This window comes from Actinomadura sp. NAK00032, from assembly GCF_013364275.1.
Taxonomy (GTDB): domain Bacteria; phylum Actinomycetota; class Actinomycetes; order Streptosporangiales; family Streptosporangiaceae; genus Spirillospora.
The window spans coordinates 5,796,462-5,821,963 of the sequence record NZ_CP054932.1 but is presented as its reverse complement, the minus strand read 5'-3'; the positions used below and the strand labels follow the sequence as shown (position 1 = coordinate 5,821,963).

General features: G+C 75.3%; 19 protein-coding genes. 7 read left to right on the top strand and 12 right to left on the bottom strand.

The annotated features are described in order from the left end of the window. Positions 1-52 precede the first annotated feature (52 nt). The 3 genes from HUT06_RS27115 to HUT06_RS27105 all read right to left on the bottom strand — a co-directional run bounded on the left by HUT06_RS27115 (position 53) and on the right by HUT06_RS27105 (position 5,692). The gene (locus HUT06_RS27115) at positions 53-3,196 is read right to left on the bottom strand and encodes an error-prone DNA polymerase (RefSeq protein WP_302931836.1); all 3,144 of its coding nucleotides are present in this window, start codon (positions 3,194-3,196) and stop codon (positions 53-55) included. A gap of 172 nt (positions 3,197-3,368) precedes the next feature. Further along, complete coding sequence (locus HUT06_RS27110; RefSeq protein ID WP_176198291.1) at positions 3,369-4,880, bottom strand: DNA polymerase Y family protein; 1,512 nt, start codon at positions 4,878-4,880, stop codon at positions 3,369-3,371. Next, positions 4,877-5,692: a hypothetical protein gene (locus HUT06_RS27105; protein ID WP_254715403.1), complete on the bottom strand. Its 816-nt coding sequence runs from the start codon at positions 5,690-5,692 to the stop codon at positions 4,877-4,879. The genes HUT06_RS27110 and HUT06_RS27105 overlap by 4 nt, the downstream gene beginning before the upstream one ends. 146 nt (positions 5,693-5,838) lie before the next feature. On the opposite strand from HUT06_RS27105, the gene mtnA reads away from it, so the two are divergent. Then, positions 5,839-6,867: an S-methyl-5-thioribose-1-phosphate isomerase gene (gene mtnA / locus HUT06_RS27100; RefSeq protein WP_176198290.1), complete on the top strand. Its 1,029-nt coding sequence runs from the start codon at positions 5,839-5,841 to the stop codon at positions 6,865-6,867. On the opposite strand, the gene HUT06_RS27095 is transcribed toward mtnA, so the two are convergent. Further along, entirely contained in the window at positions 6,857-9,037 is a 2,181-nt protein-coding gene (locus tag HUT06_RS27095) for a M28 family peptidase (RefSeq protein WP_176198289.1), read from the bottom strand. The two genes, mtnA and HUT06_RS27095, sit on opposite strands and share 11 nt — an antisense overlap. A gap of 56 nt (positions 9,038-9,093) precedes the next feature. Here HUT06_RS27095 and HUT06_RS27090 point away from each other — a divergent pair, with 56 nt between their 5' ends. Further along, a complete protein-coding gene (locus HUT06_RS27090) occupies positions 9,094-11,340 on the top strand; it encodes an ATP-dependent RecD-like DNA helicase (protein WP_176201645.1) in 2,247 nt (748 codons plus the stop codon). Here HUT06_RS27090 and HUT06_RS27085 read toward each other — a convergent pair. From HUT06_RS27085 to HUT06_RS27070, 4 genes are all read right to left on the bottom strand, one after another. Continuing rightward, positions 11,331-12,116, bottom strand: coding sequence for an MBL fold metallo-hydrolase (locus HUT06_RS27085; protein ID WP_176198288.1), 786 nt, complete (start codon positions 12,114-12,116; stop codon positions 11,331-11,333). The two genes, HUT06_RS27090 and HUT06_RS27085, sit on opposite strands and share 10 nt — an antisense overlap. A gap of 8 nt (positions 12,117-12,124) precedes the next feature. Then, positions 12,125-12,688 (bottom strand): TetR/AcrR family transcriptional regulator, encoded by a 564-nt coding sequence (locus HUT06_RS27080; protein WP_176198287.1) that lies wholly within the window; start codon positions 12,686-12,688, stop codon positions 12,125-12,127. Between the two features lie 169 nt (positions 12,689-12,857). Beyond that, entirely contained in the window at positions 12,858-13,883 is a 1,026-nt protein-coding gene (locus HUT06_RS27075; RefSeq protein WP_176198286.1) for a LacI family DNA-binding transcriptional regulator, read from the bottom strand. 61 nt (positions 13,884-13,944) lie between these two features. Beyond that, positions 13,945-14,514: a TetR/AcrR family transcriptional regulator gene (locus HUT06_RS27070; protein ID WP_176198285.1), complete on the bottom strand. Its 570-nt coding sequence runs from the start codon at positions 14,512-14,514 to the stop codon at positions 13,945-13,947. A gap of 66 nt (positions 14,515-14,580) precedes the next feature. On the opposite strand from HUT06_RS27070, the gene HUT06_RS27065 reads away from it, so the two are divergent. Continuing rightward, entirely contained in the window at positions 14,581-15,984 is a 1,404-nt protein-coding gene (locus tag HUT06_RS27065) for an MFS transporter (RefSeq protein WP_176198284.1), read from the top strand. Here HUT06_RS27065 and HUT06_RS27060 read toward each other — a convergent pair. Then, positions 15,897-17,426: an ABC transporter substrate-binding protein gene (locus HUT06_RS27060; protein WP_176198283.1), complete on the bottom strand. Its 1,530-nt coding sequence runs from the start codon at positions 17,424-17,426 to the stop codon at positions 15,897-15,899. The two genes, HUT06_RS27065 and HUT06_RS27060, sit on opposite strands and share 88 nt — an antisense overlap. A 167-nt stretch (positions 17,427-17,593) precedes the next feature. On the opposite strand from HUT06_RS27060, the gene HUT06_RS27055 reads away from it, so the two are divergent. Further along, complete coding sequence (locus HUT06_RS27055) at positions 17,594-19,036, top strand: LVIVD repeat-containing protein (protein ID WP_176198282.1); 1,443 nt, start codon at positions 17,594-17,596, stop codon at positions 19,034-19,036. Between the two features lie 69 nt (positions 19,037-19,105). Here HUT06_RS27055 and HUT06_RS27050 read toward each other — a convergent pair whose 3' ends face one another. Both HUT06_RS27050 and HUT06_RS27045 read right to left on the bottom strand, forming a co-directional pair. Then, a complete protein-coding gene (locus tag HUT06_RS27050) occupies positions 19,106-20,455 on the bottom strand; it encodes an aromatic acid exporter family protein (protein WP_176198281.1) in 1,350 nt (449 codons plus the stop codon). A 60-nt stretch (positions 20,456-20,515) separates the two neighbouring features. Next, positions 20,516-21,049 (bottom strand): CGNR zinc finger domain-containing protein, encoded by a 534-nt coding sequence (locus HUT06_RS27045; RefSeq protein WP_176198280.1) that lies wholly within the window; start codon positions 21,047-21,049, stop codon positions 20,516-20,518. A 124-nt stretch (positions 21,050-21,173) separates the two neighbouring features. Between HUT06_RS27045 and HUT06_RS27040 the strand changes: the two genes are divergently transcribed. Further along, the gene (locus tag HUT06_RS27040) at positions 21,174-21,320 is read left to right on the top strand and encodes a hypothetical protein (RefSeq protein WP_176198279.1); all 147 of its coding nucleotides are present in this window, start codon (positions 21,174-21,176) and stop codon (positions 21,318-21,320) included. Positions 21,321-21,336: 16 nt separating this feature from the next. Here HUT06_RS27040 and HUT06_RS27035 read toward each other — a convergent pair whose 3' ends face one another. Next, positions 21,337-22,782 (bottom strand): glutamine synthetase family protein, encoded by a 1,446-nt coding sequence (locus tag HUT06_RS27035; RefSeq protein WP_254715402.1) that lies wholly within the window; start codon positions 22,780-22,782, stop codon positions 21,337-21,339. Between the two features lie 108 nt (positions 22,783-22,890). On the opposite strand from HUT06_RS27035, the gene HUT06_RS27030 reads away from it, so the two are divergent. After that, positions 22,891-24,015 carry an amidohydrolase family protein gene (locus HUT06_RS27030; RefSeq protein WP_176198278.1) on the top strand — a complete coding sequence of 375 codons (1,125 nt, stop codon included), beginning with the start codon at positions 22,891-22,893 and terminating at the stop codon, positions 24,013-24,015. Between the two features lie 28 nt (positions 24,016-24,043). Continuing rightward, entirely contained in the window at positions 24,044-25,432 is a 1,389-nt protein-coding gene (locus HUT06_RS27025) for an FAD-dependent oxidoreductase (RefSeq protein WP_176198277.1), read from the top strand. Positions 25,433-25,502: the final 70 nt, after the last annotated feature.

Sequence of the window (25,502 nt, the reverse complement as noted above, 5' to 3'; positions counted from 1 at the left end):
TACGATGACAGAGGGCGGCCCGAGGTTCTAGCGTCCGCCGGCCGGCCGCCGCTCAGTGGAAGTTGCGCGCCTTGACCCGGCCGGGCACGGGCAGCCGGCGCAGCCGGGTCGCGCGGATGTTCACGACCCCGTCGGCGCGCTCCAGCCGCCCGCCGACCAGCAGCGCCTGCGCATCGACCGCGAGGCCCCGGTACCGCTCGAACACCGGCGGCGGGCACACGACGTTGATGATGCCGGTCTCGTCCTCCAGCGTCATGAACACGATGCCGCCGGCGGTCGGCGGGCGCTGCCGGTGCGTGACGAGCCCGGCCACGACGACGTTGGTCTCGCCGGGCGTCCCGGCCAGCCGCGCCGCCGTGCGGGCGCCCAGCTCGTCCAGGGCCTCCCGGACGTGCGCGACCGGGTGGACGCGCGACACCCCGGTCGCCCACAGGTCGGCGAGCGTCTCCTCGACCGGCGTCATCGCGGGCAGCGCGGGCGCCGCCGCGCCCGGCGTCACGCCCTCCAGCTGCCCGGGGCCGGAACCGGCCAGCGCCCCGGCGGCCCACAGCGCCTCCCGCCGCGACAGGCCGAGCCCGTCGAACGCGCCCGCCGTGGCCAGCGCCTCCAGCGCCCCGCCCGACAGCGGCACCCGCCGGGCGAGGTCCTCCATGCTCGTGTAGGGGCGCCCCGCCGCGATCGCCTCCGCCGCGTCCCCGCCCAGGTTCCGGACGCCGGACAGGCCGAGCCGGATCGCCGGCTGCGGCTCGCCCGGCGCGTGCGGATGGCCGGAGTCGACCTCGACGGGCTCCTCCAGCGTCGGATGGACGGCGCTGGCGTTGACGTCCACGCCCCGGACCACGACCCCGTGGTGCCGGGCGTCGGCGATGAGGCTCTGCGGGCTGTAGAACCCCATCGGCTGGTTGCGCACCAGCGCGGCGGTGAACGCGGCCGGGTGGTGCCGCTTCAGCCAGGCGCTCGCGTACACCAGGTGCGCGAAGCTCTGCGCGTGCGACTCGGGGAACCCGAACCCGGTGAAGCCGAGGATCTTCTCGTAGACGCTCTCGGCGATCGCGGCCGGGATGCCGCGCTCGGCCATCCCGTCCAGCAGCCGGCGCCGCAGCCGCTCCACCCGCTCGGGGGCGCGCTTGGCGCCCATCGCCTGCCGGAGCTGGTCGGACTCGGCCGGGGTGAACCCGGCGCAGTCGACGGCGAGCTGCATCATCTGCTCCTGGAACAGCGGCACGCCGAGCGTCCGGCCCAGCGCCGGCTCCATCAGCGGGTGCGGGCACTCGGCCGGCTCCAGGCCCTTCCTGCGCCGCAGGTACGGGTGGACGGACCCGCCCTGGATCGGCCCCGGCCGGATCAGCGCCACCTCCACGACCAGGTCGTAGAACTTGCGGGGCCGCAGCCGCGGCAGCGTCGCCATCTGCGCCCGCGACTCCACCTGGAACACCCCGACCGTGTCGGCGTCGCACAGCATGGCGTAGACCAGGGGGTCCTCCGGGGGGACGGACTGCAGGTCGTAGCGCCGCCCGTGGTGCTCCTCCACCAGGTCGAAGGAGTCGTGCAGCGCGGCGAGCATCCCGAGGCCGAGCAGGTCGAACTTCACGAGCCCGGCCGCCGCGCAGTCGTCCTTGTCCCACTGCAGGACGCTGCGGCCCTCCATCGCCGCCCACTCGATGGGGCAGATCTCCCCGACCGGCCGGTCCGCGATGACCATGCCGCCGGAGTGGATCCCGAGGTGGCGCGGCAGCGCCAGCATGCGGCCCGCCAGCTCCATGACCGGCGCCGGGACGTCGTTCTCGGAGCCGACCGGGTCGCGCGGGTCGATGCCCTTGGACCAGGCGTCCTGCTGGCCGGGGGAGTGGCCGAGCGCGCGGGCCGCGTCCCGCACGGCCATGCGCGGCCGGTAGCTGATGACGTTGGCGACCTGCGCCGTGCACGCGCGCCCGTACTTGCCGTAGACGTACTGGATGGCCTCCTCGCGGCGGCGGTGCTCGATGTCGAGGTCGATGTCGGGCGGGCCGTCGCGCCCGGGGGACAGGAACCGCTCGAACAGCAGGCCGTGCCGGACGGCGTCGACGCCCGTGATGCCGAGCGCGTAGCAGACCGCCGAGTTCGCCGCCGACCCGCGCCCCTGGCACAGGATGCCCCTGCTCCGGCAGAACTCCACGATGTCGTGCACGATCAGGAAGTAGCCGGGGAAGCCGAGCTGCTCGATGACGTCCAGCTCCCTGGCGATCTGCGCGTACGCGCCCGGCTGCCGCTCCCGCTCGGGCGGCCCGTACCGCTGGAGCGCGCCCTCCGCCACCAGGTGCCGCAGCCAGCTCGCCTCGGTGTGCCCGTCCGGGACGGGCCAGTCGGGCAGCCGGGGCGCCATCACCTCGAAGTCGAACCGGCACTCGCGGGCCAGCGCGGCCGTCCGCTCCAGAGCGCCGGGGAACCGCGCGAGCCGCCGCGCCATCTCCGCGCCGGACCGCAGGTGCGCGGTGCCCGCCGCGGGCAGCCAGCCGGCCATCTCGTCCAGGCTGCGGCGGGCCCGGACGGCGGCCAGGGCCTGCGCCAGCCGCGCATCGGCCCCCGGCGCGGCGAAGTGCACGTTGTTGGACGCCACGACGTCCACGCCCACGCGGTGCGCCAGCGCGAACAGCGCGTCGTTGCGGAGGTCGTCGTCGGGCTGGTCGTGGTCGATCAGCTCGACGAACACGTTCTCGCGGCCGAACATGCCGGTCAGGTGCCGCAGCTCCCGCTCCGCCGCGTCCGGGCCGCCCGCCTCCAGCGCCGCCGGGACCGGGCCCTTCCGGCATCCGGTCAGCACCGCCCAGTGGCCGCCGTGCGCGCCGGCGAGGGCGCCGAGGTCGTAGACGGGACGGCCCTTGCGGCCGCCCGCGAGCTGCGCCGAGGTGATCGCCGAGCAGAGCCGCGCGTAGCCGGCGGCGCCGCGCGCGAGGACCAGCAGGTGCCGGCCGGCCGGGTCGGGCTCCCCGGTCTGCGGCCCCGGCAGGCCGAGGCTCAGCTCCGCGCCGAACACCGTGCCGATCCCCGCGTCGTGCGCGGCCTGCGCGAACTGCACCGCCCCGTACATGCCGTCGTGGTCGGTGACGGCCATCGCCTCCACACCGAGCCGCGCCGCCTCCGCGACGAGCGAGGCGGGGTCGCTGGCGCCGTCCAGGAAGCTGAACGACGAGTGGACGTGCAGCTCCGCCCACGGCACCTCCGCCTCAGCGCGCGGCGGGATCTCGGGAACGGGCGCCGGCTCCTCAGCCGGACTCTCCTTCCGAGTCTCGTGTGGAGGGCGACCCCCCACGCCCCCCGGCAAGAGCCCGCCGGGCCGCCATGACAGCCGCTCCTCGAACTCCCGCCAGGAGATCGGAGGGTTGTGCCAGTCAGTCATAGACGGCCTCGATGTGCCAGCGGCCGCCTTCGACGGCGAGCAGATACCCGGTGCCGTCGTCGGTGGTGACCTGGAACCTGGCGCGGCGGCGGGCGGCGGCGGGGTCCCACCAGTGCTCGTCGGCCGGCCACGGGCCCGTCCAGCCGGTGACGGCGGAGCGGGTCCCCCGGAACACGAGCGCCGCCGGCGGTGCGGAGACCTCGCAGCGGGCCGACACCACCACCGCGCCGCCGGACGCGTCGACCAGCTCCGCCGAGGGCGGCGCCGCGGGGACGACCGCCGGGGCGGGGCCGCTCACGCGCCCCGGCCACGGGCCGCCGGGCGCGCCCGCCGGGGGCAGGTCGCCGACCGGTACCCGCACGACCCGCTCGCCCGGCCCCCGGCCGCCCGCGAGCACCGGCCGGGTGATCCCCTGATGGCCGAGCAGCGCCTGGACGCGGTCGGCGGCCCGCGTGATCCGCTCGGTGACGGACGTCCGGCCCCACAGCGACTCCTGGCGGCCCTCGTCCGGGACGATCTGGTCGGGCGCCAGCTCGACCCACGTCACCCCGCCCCACACGGCGTCGGACGAGGCGCCCTGCCAGGCCGACAGCTGCCACCGCACCCGCTCGGCGACGGCCAGCGCCGACAGGCCCTCGTGCCGCCACAGCCGCCGCTGCACGTCGCCGTCCGCGAACCCGACCGCGACCTCCAGCCGGACGCACGCCAGCCCGCCCGCCGCGAGCCCGCCGTGCAGGTCGCCCGCGAGGCGCTTGGCCGCGAACACCACCTGCTCGGCGCGCTCGGCGGGCGGGTCGAAGCCGGCCCGCACCGACAGGTCGGCCGCGGTGTGGGCGGGCGCGAGCGGGCGCGGCTCCGCGCCGCGCGCCAGCCGGTGCGCGAGCGCGCCGTCCGCTCCGAACCGGCCCGCGACGTGCCCGGACGGCAGCGCCGCGAAGTCGCCGAGCGTCCGGATCCCGAGCCGGCGCAGCAGGTCGGCCAGCTCGGGCCGGTCCAGCACCGGCAGCGGGTAGGGGGCCAGGAACGCCGCCGCGCCGCCGGCCGGCACCACGACGCCGCCCTCCCCGGCGCGCGCCGCCAGCTCCGCGGCGAACAGCCCGTCCGCGACGCCGGACCCGCAGTCGTGCCCGGCCTCGACGACCGCGTCCTGCACGAGGACGCGCAGGGCCTCCTCGCCGCCGTAGAAGCGCGCCGGGCCGCGCGCCGCGATCGCGCACAGCCCCGGCCGCACCACCTCCACGCGCGGCGTCAGCTCCGCGACCGCCGCCACGACCTCCTCGAACCGCCGGCCCTCGGCGTCGGTGTCGCGCTCGCGGACGACGAGTCCGGGGCAGCGGCGCTGCGCGTCGCGGAGCCGCTGCCCGCGCCGCACCCCTTCGGCGCGCGCCGCCGCCGAGCACGCGGCCACGCGCCCCCGCACCACGACCGCCCCGGCCGTGGCCGCCTCGATCCCGACCGCGGTGAGCGGCCAGTCGGGGCACCACACCACCAGGACCCGCGTCACGCGGCCCCCTCTCCGGGCCCGTGCGCGGCCGCGCCGGTGCGCACCGGCGCGGCGTGGCGGGCCGCCGTCCTCGGCGACCGCGGCGCCTGCGGCCGGGGCGGGTGGACCGGCGCGCCCGCCGAAACGGCGCCGCCGACGAGTTCGAGCGGCGGCCGGGCGGTCTCGTCCGGCGCGACCGTGCCGTCGGGGGCGGGGAGCCAGAGCCGGGCGCCGCGGCCGGCGCCGGGGGCGTCGCGGCCTTCGGCGGTCACCCGGACGCGGCGGCCGGTCAGCCGGCCGTGGCCGTCGCCGAGGCCCTCCCAGACCGCCTCGTCCAGCCGGAGGCGGAGCCGGACGCCCGCCCAGTCGCCGGCGAACGGGCCGGTCAGCGCCAGCACGCAGCCGTGCCTGCGGGCCAGCGCCGACAGCCGCCGGACGGCGGCGGCGCCCGGCCGCTCGGGCGGGCGCAGCAGCACCAGGTCGACGGCCTCGGCCAGCGCGGCGACCACGTCGGGCCAGCGGTCGCCCGGGTCGTCGGCGAGCAGCAGCCGCTCGGGCGCGGCGCCCATCCCGGCGGCGGCGAGCACGCCGAAGTCGGGGACGCCGACGACGCCGCACCAGCCGCCGGCGCCGTCCGCGCCGCCGTGCCGGGAGACGCCGGCGACGAGCGCGAGGCCGAGGGACGCCGATCCCGAGCCGCCGAGACCCACGACCGAGCCGGGCCGCAGGCCGCCGCCGGGCAGCACGGGCCGCAGCGCCGGGAGCACGGGCACCGTGTCGCGGGGCGACGACTCCAGCATCGCCGACAGGTCTCGCAGCGCGGCCTCCGCCACCGTCGCCCTCCTTTCACGTCCCCCGCATAATTTCGAACACAGGTTCGACCCGTGTCAAGTTATCGCAGGTCACGAAGCGGAGTCGCGGAGGGTGGAAAGCCCGGTGGCGTCGGGGTTCGCGGGATTTTATGGGCATTATGGGCGGTATGACGAACGACGTGCGCACCCTGGAGTGGACGGGCGACGGGCTCCGCCTCCTGGATCAGACCGTGCTGCCCGGACGGGTCGAGTACGTCCTGGCCCGCGACGTCGGGACGCTCGTGGACGCGATCCGCCGGCTGGTCGTGCGCGGCGCGCCCGCGCTGGGCGTCGCGGGCGCGTTCGGCGTCGCGATCGCCGTCCGCCAGGCGGCCCGCGAGGGATGGGGCGACGCGGCCCGCGACGCCGCGATCGCGGAGGTCCGCGAGGCCCGGCCGACGGCGGTCAACCTCGCGGCGGGGGTCGACCGCGTCCTGCCGTTCGTCGCCGAGGGCGCCGACGCGGTGGCGGCCGAGGCCCAGGCGCTCCTGGACGAGGACGTGCGCGGCAACCGCGCGATCGGCGCGTTCGGCGCCGACTGGATCCTGCGCCGGGTGGGCGACCGGCCCCTGCGCGTCCTCACGCACTGCAACGCGGGCGCGCTCGCCACCGCCGGGTGGGGGACGGCGCTCGGCGTCGTCCGGGACCTGCACGAGCGCGGCCGCGTCGAGATCGTCTACGCCGACGAGACCCGCCCGCTACTGCAGGGCGCGCGGCTGACCGCGTGGGAGCTCGACCAGGCCGGCGTCCCGTGCGTCGTCCAGGTGGACGGGGCCGCGCCGAGCACGATCCTGCGCGGCCTGGTCGACGTCGCCGTCATCGGCGCCGACCGGATCGCCGCCAACGGTGACACCGCCAACAAGATCGGCTCGGTGGGCGTGGCGCTCGCCTGCCGGGCGGCCGGGATCCCGCTCGTCGTCGCCGCCCCGTGGAGCACCGTCGACCTGGCGCTCCCGGACGGCACCGGCGTCCCGATCGAGGAGCGTCCGGCCGACGAGGTGCTGGCCTGGGGCGGGGCCCGCACCGCACCCGAGGGCGTGGACGCGTTCAACCCCGCGTTCGACGTCACCCCCGCCCGCCTCGTGACCGCGCTGGTCACCGAGACGGGCGTGCTGGAGGTGGCGGCCGGCGCGACCCCCGGCCGGTTCAGGGCGTGAGGGTGCGGGTGGCGGCGCGCAGGCTCGCGTACAGCCGCGCCTCGTACGCCCTGGCGGTGCGGACGTCGCGGTCGACGAACAGGGCGTCGTTGAGCGCGGGGAGCCGCTGCGTGGCGTATCCGGTGTCGATGCCCGGCGCGTAGATCTGGTGCCGGTACCAGGGGCGCCCCGGGAGCCCCGCCGCCGTCAGCAGGTCCCGCTCGGTCTGCATGATCTTGGCGTTGAGGCGGCGGAACGCGGCGGTGTCGCCCGCGCGGAGCGCCTCGCCCGCGCGCGCTTGCAGCGCCTCGGCGGCGCGTTGCCACGCCTTGGCCTGCGCGATGTCGCGGGAGACGTCCACGGCGACGGACCCGAGCCGCCTGCGCTGCTCGGCGGTGAACGCCTCCAGGTACTGCGCCGTCTCCGCTGCGTACGGGCGGTAGCCCATCGGAACGACGTCGGCGTTCGCGAGCCGCAGCGTCGCGATGCCGGCCAGCCGCGACATCGCCGCGTGGTACTCCCAGGTGGGGTCGCCGAAGTGCGCCATCCAATAGTGGTCGTCGCACGCGCAGTGGTAGTTCCCGGCGCTGCCGGGCGAGGCGGCGCCGACGTCCATCGCGGGCACGCCGTAGCGCTGGAAGAACGCCTGGAAGTCCGAGCCGCCGCCGATGCGGTCGATCGGCGTCTTCCCGTCGTTCTGCGCCTTCCACGCCTCGTACAGCGTCCCGCCCGTGCCGGGCCAGGACACCGCCTTGGACGCGTCGATGACCGACTTGTCCAGCGCCGGTGTCGCCGACGCGCCGAAGTGCGAGCCCGCCGCCCCGTCCATGTTCACGTAGGCGACGGCGTTGCGGAGCTGCTGCGCGCGCTGCTCGGCGTACTCGGTGGAGCCGAAGAGCCCGTACTCCTCACCGTCCCAGGTGGCCAGGACGACGGTGCGCTTGGGCCGCCAGCCCTTCTTGAGGAGCTTGCCCAGAGCGCGCCCCACCTGGAGCACGTTCTCCGTGGCGGACAGGTTGTCGCTGCTGCCGTAGGTCCACGCGTCGTGGTGCGCGCCGAGGATGACCTCCTGCTCGGGGTGCTCGCTGCCGGGGATGCGCACGGTGACGTCCCACAGCGGGCGCACCTGGAACCTGTTCCGCAGATCGAGGTGGACCTTCGTGCCGCCCGGCCCGAGCCGGTAGGGGAACGGCAGGCCGCCCTGCCAGTCCTTCGGGGCCCGCTCGCCCTTGAGCGCGCGCAGCAGCGGCTCGGCGGCGCCGTAGGAGATCGGTGCGGTCGGGATGAGGCCCTTCAGCATCGGCGCCCGCGACGGCGGGATGCGGCGCGCGCCCTTCACCGCGGCCCAGCCGGGCGTCTGCGGGTCGCCGGCGGCGAGCTGGATCTGCGCGATGCTGCCGCGCTGGATGCCGTCCGGGGCGCGCCACGGCCCGTCCGGGTACACCGCGCCCTTCGCGTAGCCGTCGTCGGCGGGGTCGGAGTAGATGAGCACGCCCTTGGCGCCGCGCTTGGCGGCCTCGCGCGGCTTGATCCCGCGGAACACCGCCCCGTACCGGACGAGGACGATCTTGCCCTTGACCGAGACGCCGTTCTCCGCGAGCAGCGCGAAGTCCTCCGGCCGCCCGTAGTTGGCGTACACGACCTCGCCGCGGACGTCCCCGGACGGCGAGAAGCCGTTGTGCCCCGGGATGACCTGGTCGTAGTGCTGCTGCCAGGGCCGCTTCTTCTCCTTGACCGGCAGCGTCCGGTGCCGGGGAGCGGTCATGTCGATCTTCACGCGCTGGGGCATGGACAGGTACGCGTAGTACGTCCGGATCTCGGGTTCGAGCCCGTACGACCGGAAATGCCGGACGATGCGCTGGACGCGGTGCCAGTCGCCGGTCGTCGTGGTCAGCCCCGGTTCGCGCGCCAGTTCGGCGTCCAGGTCTCGGGCGACCGCCGCGGACGGCACGGCGCCGAACAGCCGCTCGTACTGCCGCTGCCACTTCGCGTGCGCGTCGGTGAAGCCCGCGATCGGGCCGGTCGGGGCGGGGGACGAGGCCGCGGCGGGGACGGCGGCCATGGTGAGTGCGAGGGCGGGGGCGCTCAGCGCCGCCAGTGCCTGGGTTCGGGAGCGGAACACCAGCGTTACCTCCCAGTACGCCTGCGGAAAGTGCGGTACGGGTGCGCCCGGACCGTACGTCCCGATCATGCGGAGATCCAGTGCGCCTGCCGGATCCGGCCATCCCGCCGGCCGGATCGTCCATCATGGAGATCGTGCCGACCTCCCCCACTCCCGACCCCGGCGCCGCGCCGCGCCCGGCGGAGCTTGACGCGGTCTTGGAACGGATCACCTACGCCAACGAGGACACCGGGTACACCGTCGCGCGCGTCGCGACCGCCAAGAGCGGCAGCGACCTGCTCACCGTGGTCGGCGCGCTGCTCGGCGCGCAGGTGGGGGAGAGCCTGCGGCTGACCGGCCGGTGGCGCTCGCACCCGAAGTACGGCAAGCAGTTCGAGGTCGACTCGTACACCACCGTGCTGCCGGCGACGATCCAGGGCATCCGCCGCTACCTCGGCTCCGGGATGATCAAGGGGATCGGGCCGGTGATGGCCGACCGGATGGTCGGGCACTTCGGCACCGACATCCTGCGGGTCATCGAGGAGGAGCCGAAGCGGCTCGTCGAGGTGCAGGGCCTCGGCCCGAAGCGCACCAAGCGCATCGCGGACGCGTGGGAGGAGCAGAAGGCCATCAAGGAGGTGATGGTCTTCCTCCAGGGCGTCGGCGTCTCCACGTCCCTCGCCGTCCGCATCTACAAGCAGTACGGCGACGAGTCGATCGACACCGTGCGCAAGCGGCCGTACCAGCTCGCCTCCGACGTGTGGGGCATCGGGTTCAAGACGGCCGACACGATCGCGCAGGCCGTCGGAATCCCGCACGACAGCCCCGAGCGGATCAAGGCCGGCCTCCAGTACACGCTGTCGGAGGGCGCCGACGACGGGCACTGCTTCCTGCCCGAGCCGAACCTCGTCACCGCGGCGGAGAAGATCCTCGGCGTGCCGAAGGAGCTGATCGTCCCGGCGCTGGACGAGCTGGCCCGCGACGAGGGCGTCGTCCGCGAGCCGATCCCGGGGGACGGCGAGGACGCCGCCACCATCCCCGCCGTCTACCTCGTGCCGTTCCACCGCGCCGAGCGCTCGCTCGCCCGCGGCCTTCTCGACCTGCTCGACGCCCCCACCGACCGGCTCAAGGCGTTCGCCGACGTCGACTGGGACAAGGCCCTCCCGTGGCTGCGCAAGCGCACCGGCCAGGCGCTCGCCGACGAGCAGGAGGAGGCGGTCAAGCTCGCGCTGACGTCCAAGGTGTCGGTGCTGACCGGCGGGCCCGGCTGCGGCAAGAGCTTCACCGTCCGCTCGGTCGTGGAACTGGCCGCCGCGAAGAAGGCGAAGATCGTCCTGGTGGCGCCGACCGGGCGCGCCGCCAAGCGGCTCGCCGAGCTGACCGGGCACGAGGCCGCGACCGTCCACCGGCTGCTCCAGCTCCAGCCGGGCGGCGACCCGAAGTACGACCAGGACAACCCGCTCGACGCCGACCTCGTCGTGGTGGACGAGAGCTCCATGGTCGACCTGATCCTCGCGAACAAGCTGGTGAAGGCGATCCCGCGCGGCGCGCACCTGCTGCTCGTCGGGGACGTCGACCAGCTTCCGTCCGTCGGCGCGGGCGAGGTCCTCGCCGACCTGCTCGGCGCCGAGGCGATCCCGCGCGTCCGGCTCACGAAGATCTTCCGGCAGGCGCAGGAGTCCGGCATCGTCGTCAACGCGCACCGCGTCAACGCCGGCGACCACCCGCACACGCGCGGCTACGCCGACTTCTTCCTGTTCCCGTGCGAGGAGCAGGACGAGGCCGCCGCGCTGACCGTGGACGTCGTCGCCAACCGCATCCCGCGCAAGTTCGGGCTCGACCCGCGCCGCGACGTCCAGGTCCTCGCGCCCATGCACCGGGGCACCGCCGGGGCGGGCTCCCTGAACACGCTCTTGCAGGAGGCGCTGACCCCGCACGACGACTCCCGCCCCGAACGCCGCTACGGCGGCCGCGTCTTCCGCGTCGGCGACAAGGTCACCCAGCTCCGCAACAACTACGACAAGGGCGAGGCGGGCGTCTTCAACGGCACGGTCGGCGTCGTCACGAAGGTCGACCTGGAGGAGCAGTCGCTCACCGTCCTCACCGACGAGGACGAGAGCATCGGCTACGCCTTCGACGAGCTGGACGAGCTCGCCCACGCCTACGCGATCACGATCCACCGCTCGCAGGGGAGCGAGTACCCGGCGGTCGTCGTCCCGCTCACCACGGGCGCGTGGATGATGCTGCGCCGCAACCTGCTCTACACGGGCATCACCCGCGCGAAGAGGCTGGTCGTCCTGGTCGGCTCGCGCCGCGCCCTCGCCGCCGCCGTCCGCACCGCGGGCGCGGGCCGCCGCCACACCGCCCTCGCCCACCGGCTGTCTCAGCGGTAGCGGGCCAGCTCCCAGGGGTCGTGGGCGCAGAAGACCTCGACCTCGCCGCCGCGCGCCAGCTCCCGCAGCCGCGCGACGTTGGCGAGCCGCAGCCCCCGGTCCACCTCGCCGCCCGCCTGGACGAGCTCCATCAGCGGATGCGTCACCGGCTCGGGGCGGTCGACCTCGCCGTGGTACATGTACGCGTCCCCGGCGTGCAGGAGCCAGCGGTCGCCGTCCCGCACCGCGACGCCCGCGTGCCCCGGCGTGTGCCCGCCGATCGAGACGAGCAGGATCTCCGCCGCGACGCCGTCCAGGGCCCGGACGCCGCCGAACCCGTGCCAGGTGTCGCCCTCGCCGTCCGCGTAGGCCACCCATTTCGGGCCGTGGGCGAGCTGCGCGGGGGTTTTGCCGCCGTCCGCCCGCTCCGCCTCGAAGACGTGCACGGCCGCGTCCGGGAAGTCGCTCAGTCCGCCCGCGTGGTCGCGGTGCAGGTGCGTCGGGACGATGTGCCGGACGTCGGCGGGGGAGTAGCCGAGCGCCGCCACCTGCCGGACGGCCGTCGCCGCCGGGTCCAGCGTCGGCCCGGCCATCTCCACCCAGTCGTCGAGCAGCCGCTCGGACGGGCGCTCGATGTCGCCGAGGCCGATCCCGGCGTCCACGAGGAGCAGCCCGGACGAGTCGGTCTCGACCAGCAGGACGTGGCCGGCGGCCCGCGCCGCCCGCAGCGGGCTCTCCGGCCCGTCGGCGGGCTCGATCTCCCGCATGGGGGCGCAGTCGAGGTGGTGGACGCGCATGGTGCTCCTCACAGCTGGTCGGCGAGCTGGCGGGTGACCTGGTGGATGACGGAAACGTCCCGCTGGACGCGGGCGAGCATGATCGCGCCTTGCAGGGACGACAGGACCAGCGCGGCCAGCGGCGCGACCCGCTCCCCGGGCACCCCCCAGCCGCGCAGCGCGGCGCGGAGGCCCTCCAGCCACTCCTCGTAGGCGGCGTCGCAGGCGGCGCGGAGGGCCTCGCTCGCGGCGGCCGTCTCCAGGGCCACGGTCGCGATGGGGCAGCCCTTGCCGAAGTCGGAGTCGAGGAGGCTCCGGGCGAAGTGCTCGCCGATGGCCGCGAGGCCGGCCCGCCCGTCCGGCGCGGCGAGCACGGCCGCCGCGAGCGCCTCGCCGACCGTCCGGCCGGAGAGCGCCACCGACTCGGCCGCGAGCTGCTCCTTGCCCTCCGGGAAGTGGAAGTACAGCGAGCCCTTCGGGGCGCCGCTCTCCGCGAGCACCTGGTTCACCCCGGTGCCGTGGTACCCCTGCCGCTGGAACAGGTCCGCGGCCGTCCGCAGGACCCGCTCTCTCGTCTCTCCACGCGGTGCCATGCCCCAGAGACTAGACAGACCGGTCTACAAACTCCAACCGCCCGTTCGCCGCCGCGCGAAATATTTCGACGATAAATTCCCGCGTCAAAGTATTGATTGAGACGGAAAAAGAAATAGGTGCCCGAAAATTTCTTTCAGGATTCTGACACTTTTCGGAGGGGCTCCGCCGTCAGCCCCGCTCGGGAGGCGGGGCCGCGGTGCTCTTGCGGACGACCAGGCTGGTCGACAGCTCCAGCCGCGTCGCGACCGGCTCCCCGTTGCGGATGCCGAGGATGATCTGCGCGGCGGACTCCGCCATCTGCCGCAGCGGCTGGTGGACGGTCGTGAGCGCGGGGCTCGCCCAGGGCGCCACCGCGACGTCGTCGTAGCCGACCACCGACAGGTCGTCCGGGACGCGCAGCCCGTGCACCCGGGCGGCCTCGAGCACGCCGAGCGCCTGCAGGTCGCTGCCGGCGAAGATCGCGGTCGGCCGGTCGGGGCGGCCGAGCAGCTCCATCGCCCGCTCGAAGCCGCCGTCCACATGGAAGTCGCCGTAGGAGACGTACGACGGCTCGACGTCCAGCCCGGCCATGCTCATCGCGGAGCGGAAGCCGTCCAGCCGCGCGACCGAGCAGAGCATGTCCGCCGGTCCGGTGATGATCGCGATGCGGCGGTGGCCCTGGTCGATGAGGTGCCGGGTCGCCGCGAGCCCGCCGGACCAGTTGGCCGAGCCGACCGACGGGACGTCGGGCTCGGGGTCCCCGGCGGGGTCGATGATGACGAACGGGATCGAGCGCGAGCGCAGCCGCTTCTTGTACTCCGGCGGCATGCTGGAGAACAGCAGCACGACGCCGAGCGGCCGGCGGCGCAGCACCCCGCTGATCCACTCGGGGCCGGGGGAGTGCCGGGTGCCGCTCTCGGTCAGCACCAGGCTCGCGCCGTTGGCCTTGGCGACGCTCTCCACCCCGCGGATGAGCTCCATGGTCCACAGGCTCTCGATCTCGTGGAGGACGATCTCGATGAGCGGCGCGTCGGGGCCCGACCGGGAGCCCCGCCGGTAGCCGTGGTGCTCCAGCAGGCGCTCCACCCGGAGGCGGGTCTTGCGGGCGACGTCCTCGCGGCCGTTGAGCACTTTCGAAACTGTCGAAATGGAGACTCCGGCCTGATCCGCCACTTGGGCCAGGGTCACCCGGCCGGGTTCGTCCTCCTGCTGCATGCTGGAAGCATAAGGATCTCGGCGGCGACTCCGAAAGCCGGTACCCGGGCGGAGACGGAGATCACGGCCGCGCGTAGCGCTCGACGGCGGCGACGAGCAGGTCCTCCGCGAGGTCGAAGACCCGGTCGACGTCCTGCGCGGTGCCGGTGAACCGGCCGTTGGCCTCCGACGCCGCGAGCCCCAGCCCGATCGTGTCCAGCAGCCGCTGCAGCGGCGGGACGACGTCCTCCGGCACCCCGGCGCTGCGCAGCATCGCCTGCACCGCGTCGCGCGCCCGCCGGGCCTCCCCGGTCACGGTCGGCCGCGTGAACAGCAGCAGGAACACCGCCGGATGGCGCCGCGCGACCTCCCGCACCCCGGTGCCGAACGCGCGGAGCCGGTCCTGCCAGGGCAGCGCCGGGTCGTCGTCCGGCAGTTCCCGGATGAGGCGCTCGACCAGGCCGTCCAGCAGGCCCTGCTTGTCGCCGACGTACCGGTAGAGCGCCATCGGCGTGACGCCGAGCCGGTCGGCGACGCCGCGCATGCTCACCGCGTCGAGGCCGCGCTCCTCGGCGAGGTCGAGGGTCGCGTCCAGCACCTCCTCGCGGGTGAGTCCGCGGGTGCCGCGACCGCGCTGCGCCGGGGTCTTCATGACCGGCAGTCTAGCGGTTAATATACGTCGTATATCTACACCGTATATTTACGGAAGGCCGGCCCCATGCCCCCTCGCCAGCCCCCTCACCGCCGTCCGGCCTGGACCCTCGCGGTCGCCTCGGCCGCCGGGTACCTGCTCGTCCTCGACCTGGTCGGGGTGAACATCGCGCTCCCCGACATGCGCCGCGACCTGGGCGCGGGCCTGGCGGAGGTGCAGTGGGCCGTCGACGCCTACGCGCTCGCCCTCGCCGGGCTGCTGCTGACGGCGGGCGCGCTGGCCGACCGGCTCGGCCGCCGCCGCCTGCTGCTCGGCGGGCTCGCCGCCTTCACCGGCGCGTCGCTGGCCTGCGGGCTCGCGCCGTCGGCGCCCGTCCTGGACGCGTTCCGCGCCGTGCAGGGGTGCGGCGCGGCCGTCCTCTACGGGACGGCGTCGCCGCTGCTGGCGGCGGCGTATCCGGCGGGACGGGGCCGCAACCGGGCACTCGGGGTGTACGCCGCCGCGGCGGGCGCCGCCATCGCGACCGGCCCGCTGGTCGGCGGCGCGCTCACCGGGCTGCTCGGCTGGCGGGCGATCTTCTTCCTCAACGTGCCGGTCGGCGCCGCCGCGCTCGCCGTGGCCGCCCTGGCGGTGCCCGAGTCGCGGGACCCGCGCCCCCGCCCGCTCGACCCGGCCGCCGCCCTGCTGCTGACGGCGGGGCTCGGCGGGCTGCTGTGGGCGCTCATCGAGATCCCCCGGCTGGGCTGGGACGCGCCCGGTGCCCTGCTCCCGGCAGTCGCGGGCGCCGCCGCGCTCGCCGTGCTCGGGAGGCGCCGCGTCCCCGAGCCCATGATCGACCTGTCGCTGCTGCGGGACGGCCTGTACGCGGCGAACGCGTCCGCCGCCCTGTTCTCGCACGCGGCCGGCGCCGGGTCGCTGGCCTACTTCTCGCTCTACGTGCAGGGCCCGATGGGCACCCCGCCGGCGCAGGCGGGCCTCTGGTTCCTCACCTACAGCGCGCCGGCGCTGGCGGCGCCGCTGCTCCTCTCGCGGGTCGCGCACCGCGTCCCGTCCGCCGCGCTCGTGGCGGCCGGCCCGCTGCTGACCGTGCTGTCGACGCTGCTGCTCGCCGCGACGTACCGGACGGGCTCGTGGCCCGCGATGGTGCCGGGGTTCGCCGTCGGCGGCCTCGCGGCGATCGGCAACCTCGTGTCCAGCCAGGTCGCCCTGGAGGCGGCCCCCGCCGAACGCGCGGGGATCGCCGCCGGGATCACGAACACCGCCAAGCAACTGGGAATCGCGGTGGGCATCGCCGTCCTCGGCGTCCCCTACGGCCTGGCGGGGCTGGGCGGGATGCTCCTCACCGCGGCGGCCCTGGGCCTGGCCGGGGCGCTTCCCGCCCTCTACCTCTTGAGCGCCAGGCGGTCGAGGCGCAGGCCGGTGAAGGCGCCGGCGGTCACGCCGCGCACCCGCTCCGACCAGACCAGGTGATCGTGGGCGGACCACAGCGGCATCGCGGGCATGTCCCGCAGCATCGCGCTCTCCGCCAGGCGCGCGGGGATCACGCCGTCTTCGGGGGTGGCGGCCTTCACGGCGTCGGCGACGAGGCGGGTCGTGTAGGCGTCGTCGAACCCGGTCCCGGCGTCCAGCAGCGGGGTGAGCGCGGCGACGGGCGCGGGGTAGGCGGCCGTGGTGCGGGAGACGAACGGGCCGTCCACCTCGCGGTCGGCCACGGCCTCGCGCAGGCCGGTGACCGGGTGCGGACGCGCGTCGAGCTTGAGTTCCTTGCGGAGCTGGTCGGCGACCGCCTTGACCCAGGCGTCGTCGCCGCGGCCCGCCTCGTACCAGAGGTTCAGCGGCCCGGACAGCCCGCCCGCGTCGGACAGCGCGGCGACGGCCGCCTTCGCGTCGTGCACGCACAGCCGGCACTGCCCCTCGCGGCGGCCGGGGCGGATGCCCGGCGCCATCAGGGAGTCGGCGGGGGAGTACTGGTGCCCGAGCGCGCCCTCGGTCACCGCGGACCGGTCGATCGCCATCGACAGCGCCGACCGGACGGTCGGGGACGCGAGCCGCTCCGCCCACGCCGGGAACGCCAGGTACGTCACGTCCCGGCCGGGGACGGCGCGGTGCCGGTTCCCGAAGTCGGCCTCCATCGACTCGTGCCGGTCGGGCGGGACCCGCGTGGCGACGTCCAGGTCGCCGGTCGCCGTCGCGCTGTACTGCGCCTTGGCGTCCGGCATCGCCTTCACGGCCACTGAGCGGCCCCTGCCCGACCGGGGTTGCAGAACGATCTCCCGCGCGCTCCGCGACGCCACCTTGAACGGGCCGTTCCCGACCGGTCTCCGCCCGTAGGACGCCCAGTCCCGCGACTTCAGGACGCTGTCCGGCAGCGGGAAGAACGCCGGGTCGCCGAGCAGGGCGGGGAACCCGCTCAGCGGGCGGTCGAGCGCCACCTCGAAGGTCAGATCGTCCTTCACCTTGAGCCCGGCCACGCTCTGCGCTCCTCGCCGGGCGCCCTTGACGTGCGCGACGTCGGTGAACAGGCGCGCTCCCGTCCAGCCTTCGCGCAGGGCGGCCGTCCAGGCGCCGGTGAACGAGCGGGACGTGACGGGCGAGCCGTCCTGGAACGTCGCGCCGGGCCGCAGCCGGACCGTCCAGACCCGCCGGTCCGGGCTGGTGACCGACGCGGCGGCGGCGTTCGCGGGCGCGCCGGTCCCGGGGTCGTAGGAGACGAGCCCCGTCCACACCGCGTTCGCGATCATGCGCCCGGACGGGTCGCGGACGTCGCCGGGCAGCAGCGTCGCCGGGGCGGCGGCGCCCACCGAGATCCGCGGGTCGGCGGGCTCGCTCCACGCCCGCCAGGCCGCGACGGGCGCCAGCAGCACCACCACCGCCCCGGTGACCAGGGCCGCGGTACGCGTGGAACTCTTCATGCCTCTCCTGGGAGCCGGAGGCGGCCGACGCCGCGAGCGTAGAGCAGCGGGACAGGTCCCACCAGTCCTTACGGTCCTGAGTCCATTTCGTGACCGGCCACCTGTTGATCAAGCACGTGGCCGCGGTCACACTGGCGCTTGCGATGATCCTCTTCCGTGGAGGCGCGATGCTCCCCCGTACGACCAAGCCCGCCGGGCGCCTGATCCAGGGCGGCGTGGCGGTCGCCGCGTCCGTCGCGCTGCTGGCCGGCAGCGCCTGGGCCTGCCCGCCCGAGCCCGAGAACCAGACCGCGCAGGCCGCGGGGAAGACCGCCCAGGCGGAGGGGGCCGGCGGCCACGCCGGGCACTTCCACCGGGCGGACGCCGCGGCGACCGAGAAGTCCGAGGCGGTCAAGGGCGTGCGGCGCGTCGGCGGCGTGTCCGACGCCAAGGGCGCCATCTCCCTGATGTTCATGGACTACGGCCACGGCCGGCACAAGCGCACGATCATGTACGCGACCGGCGACTTCGGGCTGAAGGCCTACGACATCACCGCCGACCCCAAGGTCCCCAAGCTGGTCGGGCAGCTGAACATGCCCGGCATGTGGGAGACCGAGGACACCGACTTCGACCCCAAGCGCAAGATCATCTATCTGTCCCGGGACCCGCGCGCGTTCGGCGGCAACACCCGGACGGGCGAGTCGGGCATCTACGTCGTGGACGCGTCCAAGCCGGAGAGCCTGCGGCAGATCACCTACGTCAAGGTCCCCGCCGGGCACACCACGACGTGCGTGAACGACTGCAGGTACCTGTGGACGGGCGGCCCCGCCAAGGCCGACTGGATGCCCGCCGACTGGGGCGGCCGCCCGGTCTGGGTGACCGACGTCCGGAACCCGGCCAAGCCGAAGGTCCACAAGGACCCGATCGACACCGGCCGCAACGACGGCAAGACCGACTACACCCACGACATCCAGGTCGACTCCAACGGGGTCGCGTGGGCGTCCGGGCGCGGCGGCGTGCGCGGCTACTACACGACCGGCCGCCACTACGACCCGGTGGCGAAGAAGTGGCGGAGGGCCACGGCCGTCGACCCCGTCCCGTACGCGGGCGGCGGCCTGGACGAGGCCACCACCAACTCCACCTTCATGCACAACAGCTACCGGGCGGTCGGCCGCACGCGGAACCAGGCCGCCGACCCGCGCAGGTGGGGCAACGGCAAGCTGCTGTACGTCACCGAGGAGACGTTCAACGACGGCTGCGCCAACGACGGGCTGCTCGTCATCGCGTCGCTGGAGGGCTCCTACGGCGGTGAGGGCTGGCGGTCCACGCCGGAGGAGAAGTTCCGCCTGCACACCGTCGGGACGTGGGGCGTGGCGGGCAAGGAGGGCAGCGACCCCACCAGCACGGACTGCTCCGCCCACTACTTCGACGTCCGCGACGGCGTGATCGTGCAGTCGTTCTACTCGCAGGGCACGCGGTTCCTGGACGTCCGCGACCCGACGAACCCGCGGCAGATCGCCTACTACCGGCCGGCGGACGCCGCGTCCTGGCAGCCCTACTGGCACGGCAAGTACGTCTACGTCGCCGACAACACGCGCGGCGTCGACGTCCTGGAGCCGACCTTCCACTGACCCGGCCGCACGCGAAGGCCCGCCCCCGAGCGAGGGGCGGGCCTTTCCGCGTCGTTGCCCGTCGCCGTGTCAGTGCCCGTCGCCGTGTGAGCGCTTGTCGCCGGGAGGGCGGGCGGTGCGCTCGGCGGCCTGGACGGCGGACCCGGCGGCCCGGCGCAGCTGGTGCCCGGCCTGCTGGACGACCTGCACCGGCCGGGCGGGCAGGTGCCGGGCCGCGCCGCGGTGCCGCCGCCAGTGCTCGCGGGCGCGGGCCCGGTGCTCGACGCGCAGGTTCTCGATGAGGCGGTCGACGTCCATGGAGACCTCCCCGTACAGCGGCCACAGGTCCCCGGCCGCGGCCCGCCCGTGCAGCTCCCGGCGGAGCCGGGCGCGGCGCTCGCGGGCCACGTCCACCCGCACCTCCAGGTCGTGCTCGGCGTGGAACGGGCGGGCGTCCCGGGCGAGGTCGGAGCGGGCGAGGCGGCCGTAGGCGGCGATGCTCGCGGCGATCCCGGCGAGGGCGTCGCCGAGCTCGCGGCGCAGCAGCGGGTCGGTCAGCAGCCGGCCCCGCTCGCCGAACCGCTCGTCGTCGGCCAGCGACCGGGTCAGCCCGCGCAGCGACAGCATGCAGTGCTCCATGGTCTCCATCGCGTTGCGCAGCGCGACGCCGGCGTCCACGAGCCGCCGCGCCCGCGGGTTGAGCCGGACGCTCTCCTCGGCGGCGCCGAGGTCCCGGTCGGTCCGGCCGATCTCGCGGGCGAGCCGCTCGGCGTCCTCCTGCCAGCGGGCGGCCTCGCCCGCGGTCCGGTCGCCGCGCAGCCCCTCGGCGATCTCCTCGATCAGCCCGCGCAGCCGCCCGGAGATGTCCTCGACGGCCTCCTCCGCCGGCCGCACCCGCACCGAGGGGACCAGCAGCGTCGCCGTCAGCCCGGTGGCGGCGCCGATCAGCGTCTCCAGCACCCGCTCGGCCGCGCCCGCCTCGCTCGCGGTGCCCAGCGCGAAGATCAGCATCGCGGAGATCGGGGCCTCCAGCACGTGCTCGCCCAGCCGCAGGACGTGCCCGATGACCAGCGCGGTGAGGATGGTCAGGCCGAGCGTCCACCAGGAGAACCCGATCGTGCTCGCGGCCATCACCGCGACCAGCACCCCGGAGGTGACCGAGGCGACCCGCAGGATGCTCGCCCGGATCGTGCCGACGACGGAGAACTGCACGACGAGCAGCGCGGTCAGCGGGGACAGCAGCGGCTGCGGGACGCCCTCCGGGAGCACGGCCGTGGCCAGGACGAACGCCAGCGTGGCGGTGAGCGTCAGCCTGGCGATCCGGTAGACCGTGGACTGCACCTCCGTCGTCACGCGCAGCGGCGAGCTGCGGCCCGCGCGGCCGGTGCCGGGTGCGCGGCCGCCCTCGCGGGAGCGGCGGCGCAGGAACGGGAGCGACATGCCGGAAGTCCTTCCCGCACCCCGGCAATATTGCGGCAAAGTCCCTGAATGCGGGTCAGATCACGTCCGCCGGCGGGCGCGGAACGCGGCGACGTTCGTCCGGTTCGCGCACGCCTCCGAGCAGAACCGGCGCCGCCCCGCGCGGGAGGTGTCGGCGTACACCCGGTCGCAGCCGTCGGCGGCGCAGACGCCGGTGCGGCCGAGCCCGTGCTCGACGATCAGCTCGGCGAGGTTCATCAGCGTGGTCGCCCGGAACCGGTGGGTGAGCCGGGACGACGGCGGCGCGTAGTGCATGTGCAGGCCGTGCGGCTCGTGGTCGGACAGGTGCGGATGCATGGGGATCTCCAGCATCAGCCGGTTGAGCAGCGCCGTCGCGTCCTCGAGCCGCTCGGCCTCGAAGAACGGCCGCAGGATGCGGCCCCAGGCGCGGAAGTCCTCGGCGTCGGCGTCCTCGAACTCGCGCCAGAAGAACTCGTTCTCGCGCAGGATGCGGCGCAGCGCGTCCGCCGAGGCGTCCCCGCCCGTGCCGGTCACGGCGTTGACCAGCGCGGCGGCCGCCGATACCCCGTGGCTCTTGTAGCCCGTGACGCCCATTACCCCTGCCTCCGCTTCACCCTGCCGTCTGTAAATGTTATCTTGGATATAACCCTTACAGACGTCCCTGGGATGCGCCGTGGAATGCCCGCGCTGTGGCTGGCCCGAGTCCGATGTGTACGAGGTGCTGTCGCGGCACCTGACCTCCGAGGGCGTGGTGACCTACACCCGCTGCGCGTGCGGCCGGCTGCAGATGCGCGTGCAGCGGTTCGACGCGGGCGCCGTCGTGGCCGCCGGCCGCGCCGACGGCGCGGCGCCGGACCGTCCTTAACGCCACCGGACCCTCCTCAGTGGCGCCAGCGGGTGGCGGCGGCGATCTCTTCCGGGGTCGCGCCGGCCAGCAGGTCGATCTCCCCGCGCCGCACGGTCGCGACCGTGTCGGCGACCGCCTCGCCGAGCGCGTCCCGCAGCACGCCGTCCGCCTCGAACGCCGCGACCGCCTCGGCCAGCGAGGCCGGCAGCGGCGCGATGCCCCGGGCCGCGCGCTCCTCCTCCGGCAGGGCCGCCGGGTCGGTGTCGACCGGTTCCGGGAGCCGCCGCTCCGCGCCGACGCCGTCCCGGCCCGCCGCGAGCAGCGCCGCCAGCAGCAGGTACGGGTTCGCGGCGGCGTCCAGGCACTTGACCTCCAGGTTCGCCGCCGTCGCCCGCTCGCCGTCGGCGCCGGTGACGAACCGCAGCGCCGCCTCCCGGTTCTCCAGCCCCCAGCACGCGAACGCGCCGGCCCAGTGCGACGGGATCAGCCGCAGGTAGCTCGCCACCGTCGGCGCGCCGACCGCCAGCAGCGCCGGGAGCCGGTGCAGGATGCCCGCCGCGAACGACTCCCCGGCGGCCGTCATCCCGTACGGGCCGGAGCCGCCCGCCATCGCGTTCGCGGGGCCGTCCGCCCCGTCCCGCCGCCACAGGCTGAGATGGACGTGGCAGCCGTTGCCGACCGAGTCGGCGTCGACCTTGGGGGAGAACGACGCGGCCAGGCCGTGCTCCATCGAGACCGCCCGGACCGTCTCCCGGACGAGCACGGCGGTGTCGGCCGCGCCGAGCGGGTCCTCGGCGGCCACGGACACCTCGTACTGCCCGGCCGCGTACTCGGGGTGCAACTGCACGACGGTGACGCCGGTCTCCTTCAGCGCGTGGAGGACGTCCCGCAGGTAGCCGGCCAGCTCGGTGACCCTGGCCATGCCGTAGGCCGGGCCTCTGCAGGCGGGGACGAACGCGTCCCCCTCGCCCTTCGACACCGCCCATTCGATCTCGAACGCCGCCTTCACCGACCAGCCCCGCGCGGCGAGCCGGTCGCTCTCGCGGCGCAGCAGGGTCCGCGCGTCCAGCGGGTGCGGGGTGCCGTCCTGCGCGTACCGGAGCGCGGGCGCGTGCGCCCAGCCGGGCAGCGCCGCCAGCGGCACGAGCCGCTCCAGGACGGGATGCAGCCGCAGGTCGCCGCTGGGCCCGCCGATGTAGCGGCCCGAGACGATCGAGTCGTCCAGCAGGAACACGTCGAACACCGGCGACATCCCGACGCCCCACGCGGCGGCGTGCTCCAGCCGGTCCACCGGGACGGTCTTGGTGCGGGTGATGCCGCTGACGTCCACCCAGGTCAGCGCGACCGCCGCGATGCCCTGCCCGGACAGGCGGCGGGCGGCCTCGGCGGCCCGCCCGCCGAGCCGCGCCCGTTCGCGCCCGTCGAGCGCGTACGCGCCGGGGCGCGGGTCGCCGGGCGCGGTCTCGGAGGTCTGTTCCACGGTGCTGGCTCCCGGTCGGAGTGGCGGCGGAGGAGGCGGGCACGGCCTGTAAGGGCCCGTAAGGGCATCGTAGGGAGAACACCGGCTTGTTTCAGGGAGGCGGGCGCCGTGCTGGAGTACCTGGAGTCGCTGCCGCTGGTCGACCACCACTGCCACGGCGTCCTCGGCCGCGACCTCGACCGGACGGAGTTCGAGGAGTCGCTCACCGAGGCGGCGACCTCCGGACCGCCGGGCGTGACCATGTTCGACACGCAGGCGGGGTTCGCGCTGCGGCGCTGGTGCCCGCCCGTCCTGGACCTGGACGCGCACGCCGAGCCGGGCGAGTACCTCGCCCGCCGGGCCGAGCTCGGCGCCGCCGAGGTCAACCGGCGCTTCCTCGCCGCGGCCGGCCTCGACGCGCTGTACGTCGACACCGGCTACAGCCCGGAGGCGATCCTCGACCCGCCCGAGCTCGGCCGGCTCGCGGGGGCCGCCGCCCACGAGATCGTGCGGCTGGAGAGCGTCGCCGAGCAGGTCGCGGCGGACGGCGTGGACGCCGCGCGCTTCCCCGACGAGGTGCGCGCCCTGCTCGACGCGCGCATCGACGCCGGCGGCGCCGCCGGCGCGAAGTCGATCGCCGCCTACCGGGCCGGGCTGGAGCTGTCCGGGGAGCGGCCGTCCGACGCGGCGGCGGCGGAGGCGGCCGGGCGGCTGATGCGCGCGGCCGAGGCGGCCGGGGCGGCGCCGCGCGTGTGCGACGAGGTCCTGCACCGGTTCCTCGTCTGGTGCGCGGTCGACGCCGGGCTGCCCGTCCAGTTCCACGTCGGGTACGGCGACGCGGACGCCGACCTGCGCCGCGGCGACCCGCTGCTGCTGGTCGAGCTGCTGCGCGCCATGGACCCCGTCCCCGCGATGCTGCTGCACAACTACCCGTTCCACCGGCACGCCGGCTACCTCGCCCAGGTCCTCCCGAACGTGTACGTCGACGCGGGGCTCGCGACCCACAACCTCGGGCACCGCTCGCCCGCGCTGATCGCCGAGCTGCTGGAGCTGGCGCCGTTCGGGAAGGTGCTGTACTCCTCGGACGCGTTCGGGCTCGCCGAGCTGTACCACCTGGGCGCGCTGCTGTTCCGGCGCGGCCTCGCCGGGTTCCTCGCGGGCGGGGTGGAGGACGGCGCGTGGACGGCCGCGGACGCCGAACGCGTCGCGGGGCTGATCGCCTCGGGCAACGCCCGCCGCGTCTATGGTCGGTGATGAACGCGATCTTCTGGGAGGAACCGGCATGGCCGCACGTGCACGCCTGCTCGTCATCGGCGGCGACGCCGCCGGGATGAGCGCCGCGTCCCAGGCCCGCCGGCGGCGCGGCCCGGACGAACTGGAGATCATCGCCGTCGAGCGGGGGCACCACGCGTCCTACTCGGCGTGCGGGATCCCCTACTTCGTCGGCGGCGTGGTCGGCGACCTGGACCGGCTCATCGCCCGCACCCCGGCCGAGTTCGCCGAGCGCGGCATCGACCTGCGGATGCGCACCGAGGCGGTGGAGATCGACCTCGGCGGCGGCCGGGTCCGGCTCCGCGACGCCGACGGCGGCGGCGAGCGCTGGGAGCACTTCGACGACCTGATGGTCGCGACGGGCGCCGTGCCCGTCCGGCCGCCGCTGCCGGGCGTGGACGCGAAGGGCGTTCACGGGGTCCAGATCCTGGACGACGGGGTGGCGATCGTCCGGGCCCTCGAAGAGCGCGCGGCGCGCCGCGCCGTCGTGGTCGGCGGCGGCTACGTCGGCCTGGAGATGGCCGAGGCGATGGTGATGCGCGGCCTGGAGGTGTCCCTGGTGGACGCCGCCGAGCAGCCGATGGGGACGCTCGACCCCGACATGGGCGCCACCGTCGCGGACGCGATGCGCGGCCTCGGTGTGAAGCTGCACCTGGGGGAGCCGGTCGAGGGCTTCGACACCGGGCCGGACGGGTACGTCACCGCCGTCCGCACCGGGAGCCGCACGCTCCCGGCCGACCTGGTCGTCCTCGGCCTCGGCGTGAAGCCGGAGACGCGGCTCGCCCGCGCGGCGGGAATCGAGACCGGTCCCACCGGCGGCGTCGTCACCGACCGGCGGATGCGGACCCGGGCCGACCGGGTGTGGGCGGCGGGCGACTGCGTCGAGAGCCGCCACCTGGTGTCCGGCGCGCCGGTCGCGATCCCGCTCGGCACGCACGCCAACAAGCAGGGCCGGGTCGCCGGCATCAACCTCGGCGGCGGCTACGCCACCTTCCCCGGCGTCCTCGGCACCGCCGTGTCCAAGATCTGCGACTGGGAGGTGGCGCGGACCGGGCTGAACGAGCGGGAGGCGGCCGCCGCCGGGTTCGCGGTGGTGACCGCGACCGTCGAGTCCACCACCCGCGCCGGCTACCACCCGGGCGCCACCGGGATGAAGACCAAGCTGATCGCCGAGCGCCGGTCGGGGCGGCTGCTCGGCGCGCAGATCGTCGGGCGGGAGAACGCCGCCAAGCGGATCGACGGCCTCGCCATCGCGCTGTGGAACCGGATGACGGTCGAGGAGATGACCGGCCTCGACCTCGGCTACGCGCCGCCGTTCGCGCCCGTCTGGGACCCGGTGCTGGTCGCGGCCCGCAAGGCCGCCGAGGCCGTCGAGGCGGACATGCGCGCCGGATCCTGACCGCCGGCCCGCTCGCCTCCCGCTCGCGTTTCCGATCGCTTTGTCGGTGATCTCCCATAACGTGTGGCGC

Bases quoted from the DNA above. Each gene is read 5' to 3' on its own strand.
- HUT06_RS27080 (WP_176198287.1), bottom strand. From the start codon at position 12,688: ATGGCACCGCGTGGAGAGACGAGAGAGCGGGTCCTGCGGACGGCCGCG.
- HUT06_RS27050 (WP_176198281.1), bottom strand. From the start codon at position 20,455: ATGTCGCTCCCGTTCCTGCGCCGCCGCTCCCGCGAGGGCGGCCGCGCA.
- HUT06_RS27025 (WP_176198277.1), top strand. From the start codon at position 24,044: ATGGCCGCACGTGCACGCCTGCTCGTCATCGGCGGCGACGCCGCCGGG.
- HUT06_RS27045 (WP_176198280.1), bottom strand. From the start codon at position 21,049: ATGGGCGTCACGGGCTACAAGAGCCACGGGGTATCGGCGGCCGCCGCG.
- mtnA (WP_176198290.1), top strand. From the start codon at position 5,839: ATGACGAACGACGTGCGCACCCTGGAGTGGACGGGCGACGGGCTCCGC.
- HUT06_RS27070 (WP_176198285.1), bottom strand. From the start codon at position 14,514: ATGAAGACCCCGGCGCAGCGCGGTCGCGGCACCCGCGGACTCACCCGC.
- HUT06_RS27060 (WP_176198283.1), bottom strand. From the start codon at position 17,426: ATGAAGAGTTCCACGCGTACCGCGGCCCTGGTCACCGGGGCGGTGGTG.
- HUT06_RS27055 (WP_176198282.1), top strand. From the start codon at position 17,594: ATGCTCCCCCGTACGACCAAGCCCGCCGGGCGCCTGATCCAGGGCGGC.
- HUT06_RS27085 (WP_176198288.1), bottom strand. From the start codon at position 12,116: ATGCGCGTCCACCACCTCGACTGCGCCCCCATGCGGGAGATCGAGCCC.
- HUT06_RS27095 (WP_176198289.1), bottom strand. From the start codon at position 9,037: ATGATCGGGACGTACGGTCCGGGCGCACCCGTACCGCACTTTCCGCAG.
- HUT06_RS27075 (WP_176198286.1), bottom strand. From the start codon at position 13,883: ATGCAGCAGGAGGACGAACCCGGCCGGGTGACCCTGGCCCAAGTGGCG.
- HUT06_RS27065 (WP_176198284.1), top strand. From the start codon at position 14,581: ATGCCCCCTCGCCAGCCCCCTCACCGCCGTCCGGCCTGGACCCTCGCG.
- HUT06_RS27090 (WP_176201645.1), top strand. From the start codon at position 9,094: ATGGAGATCGTGCCGACCTCCCCCACTCCCGACCCCGGCGCCGCGCCG.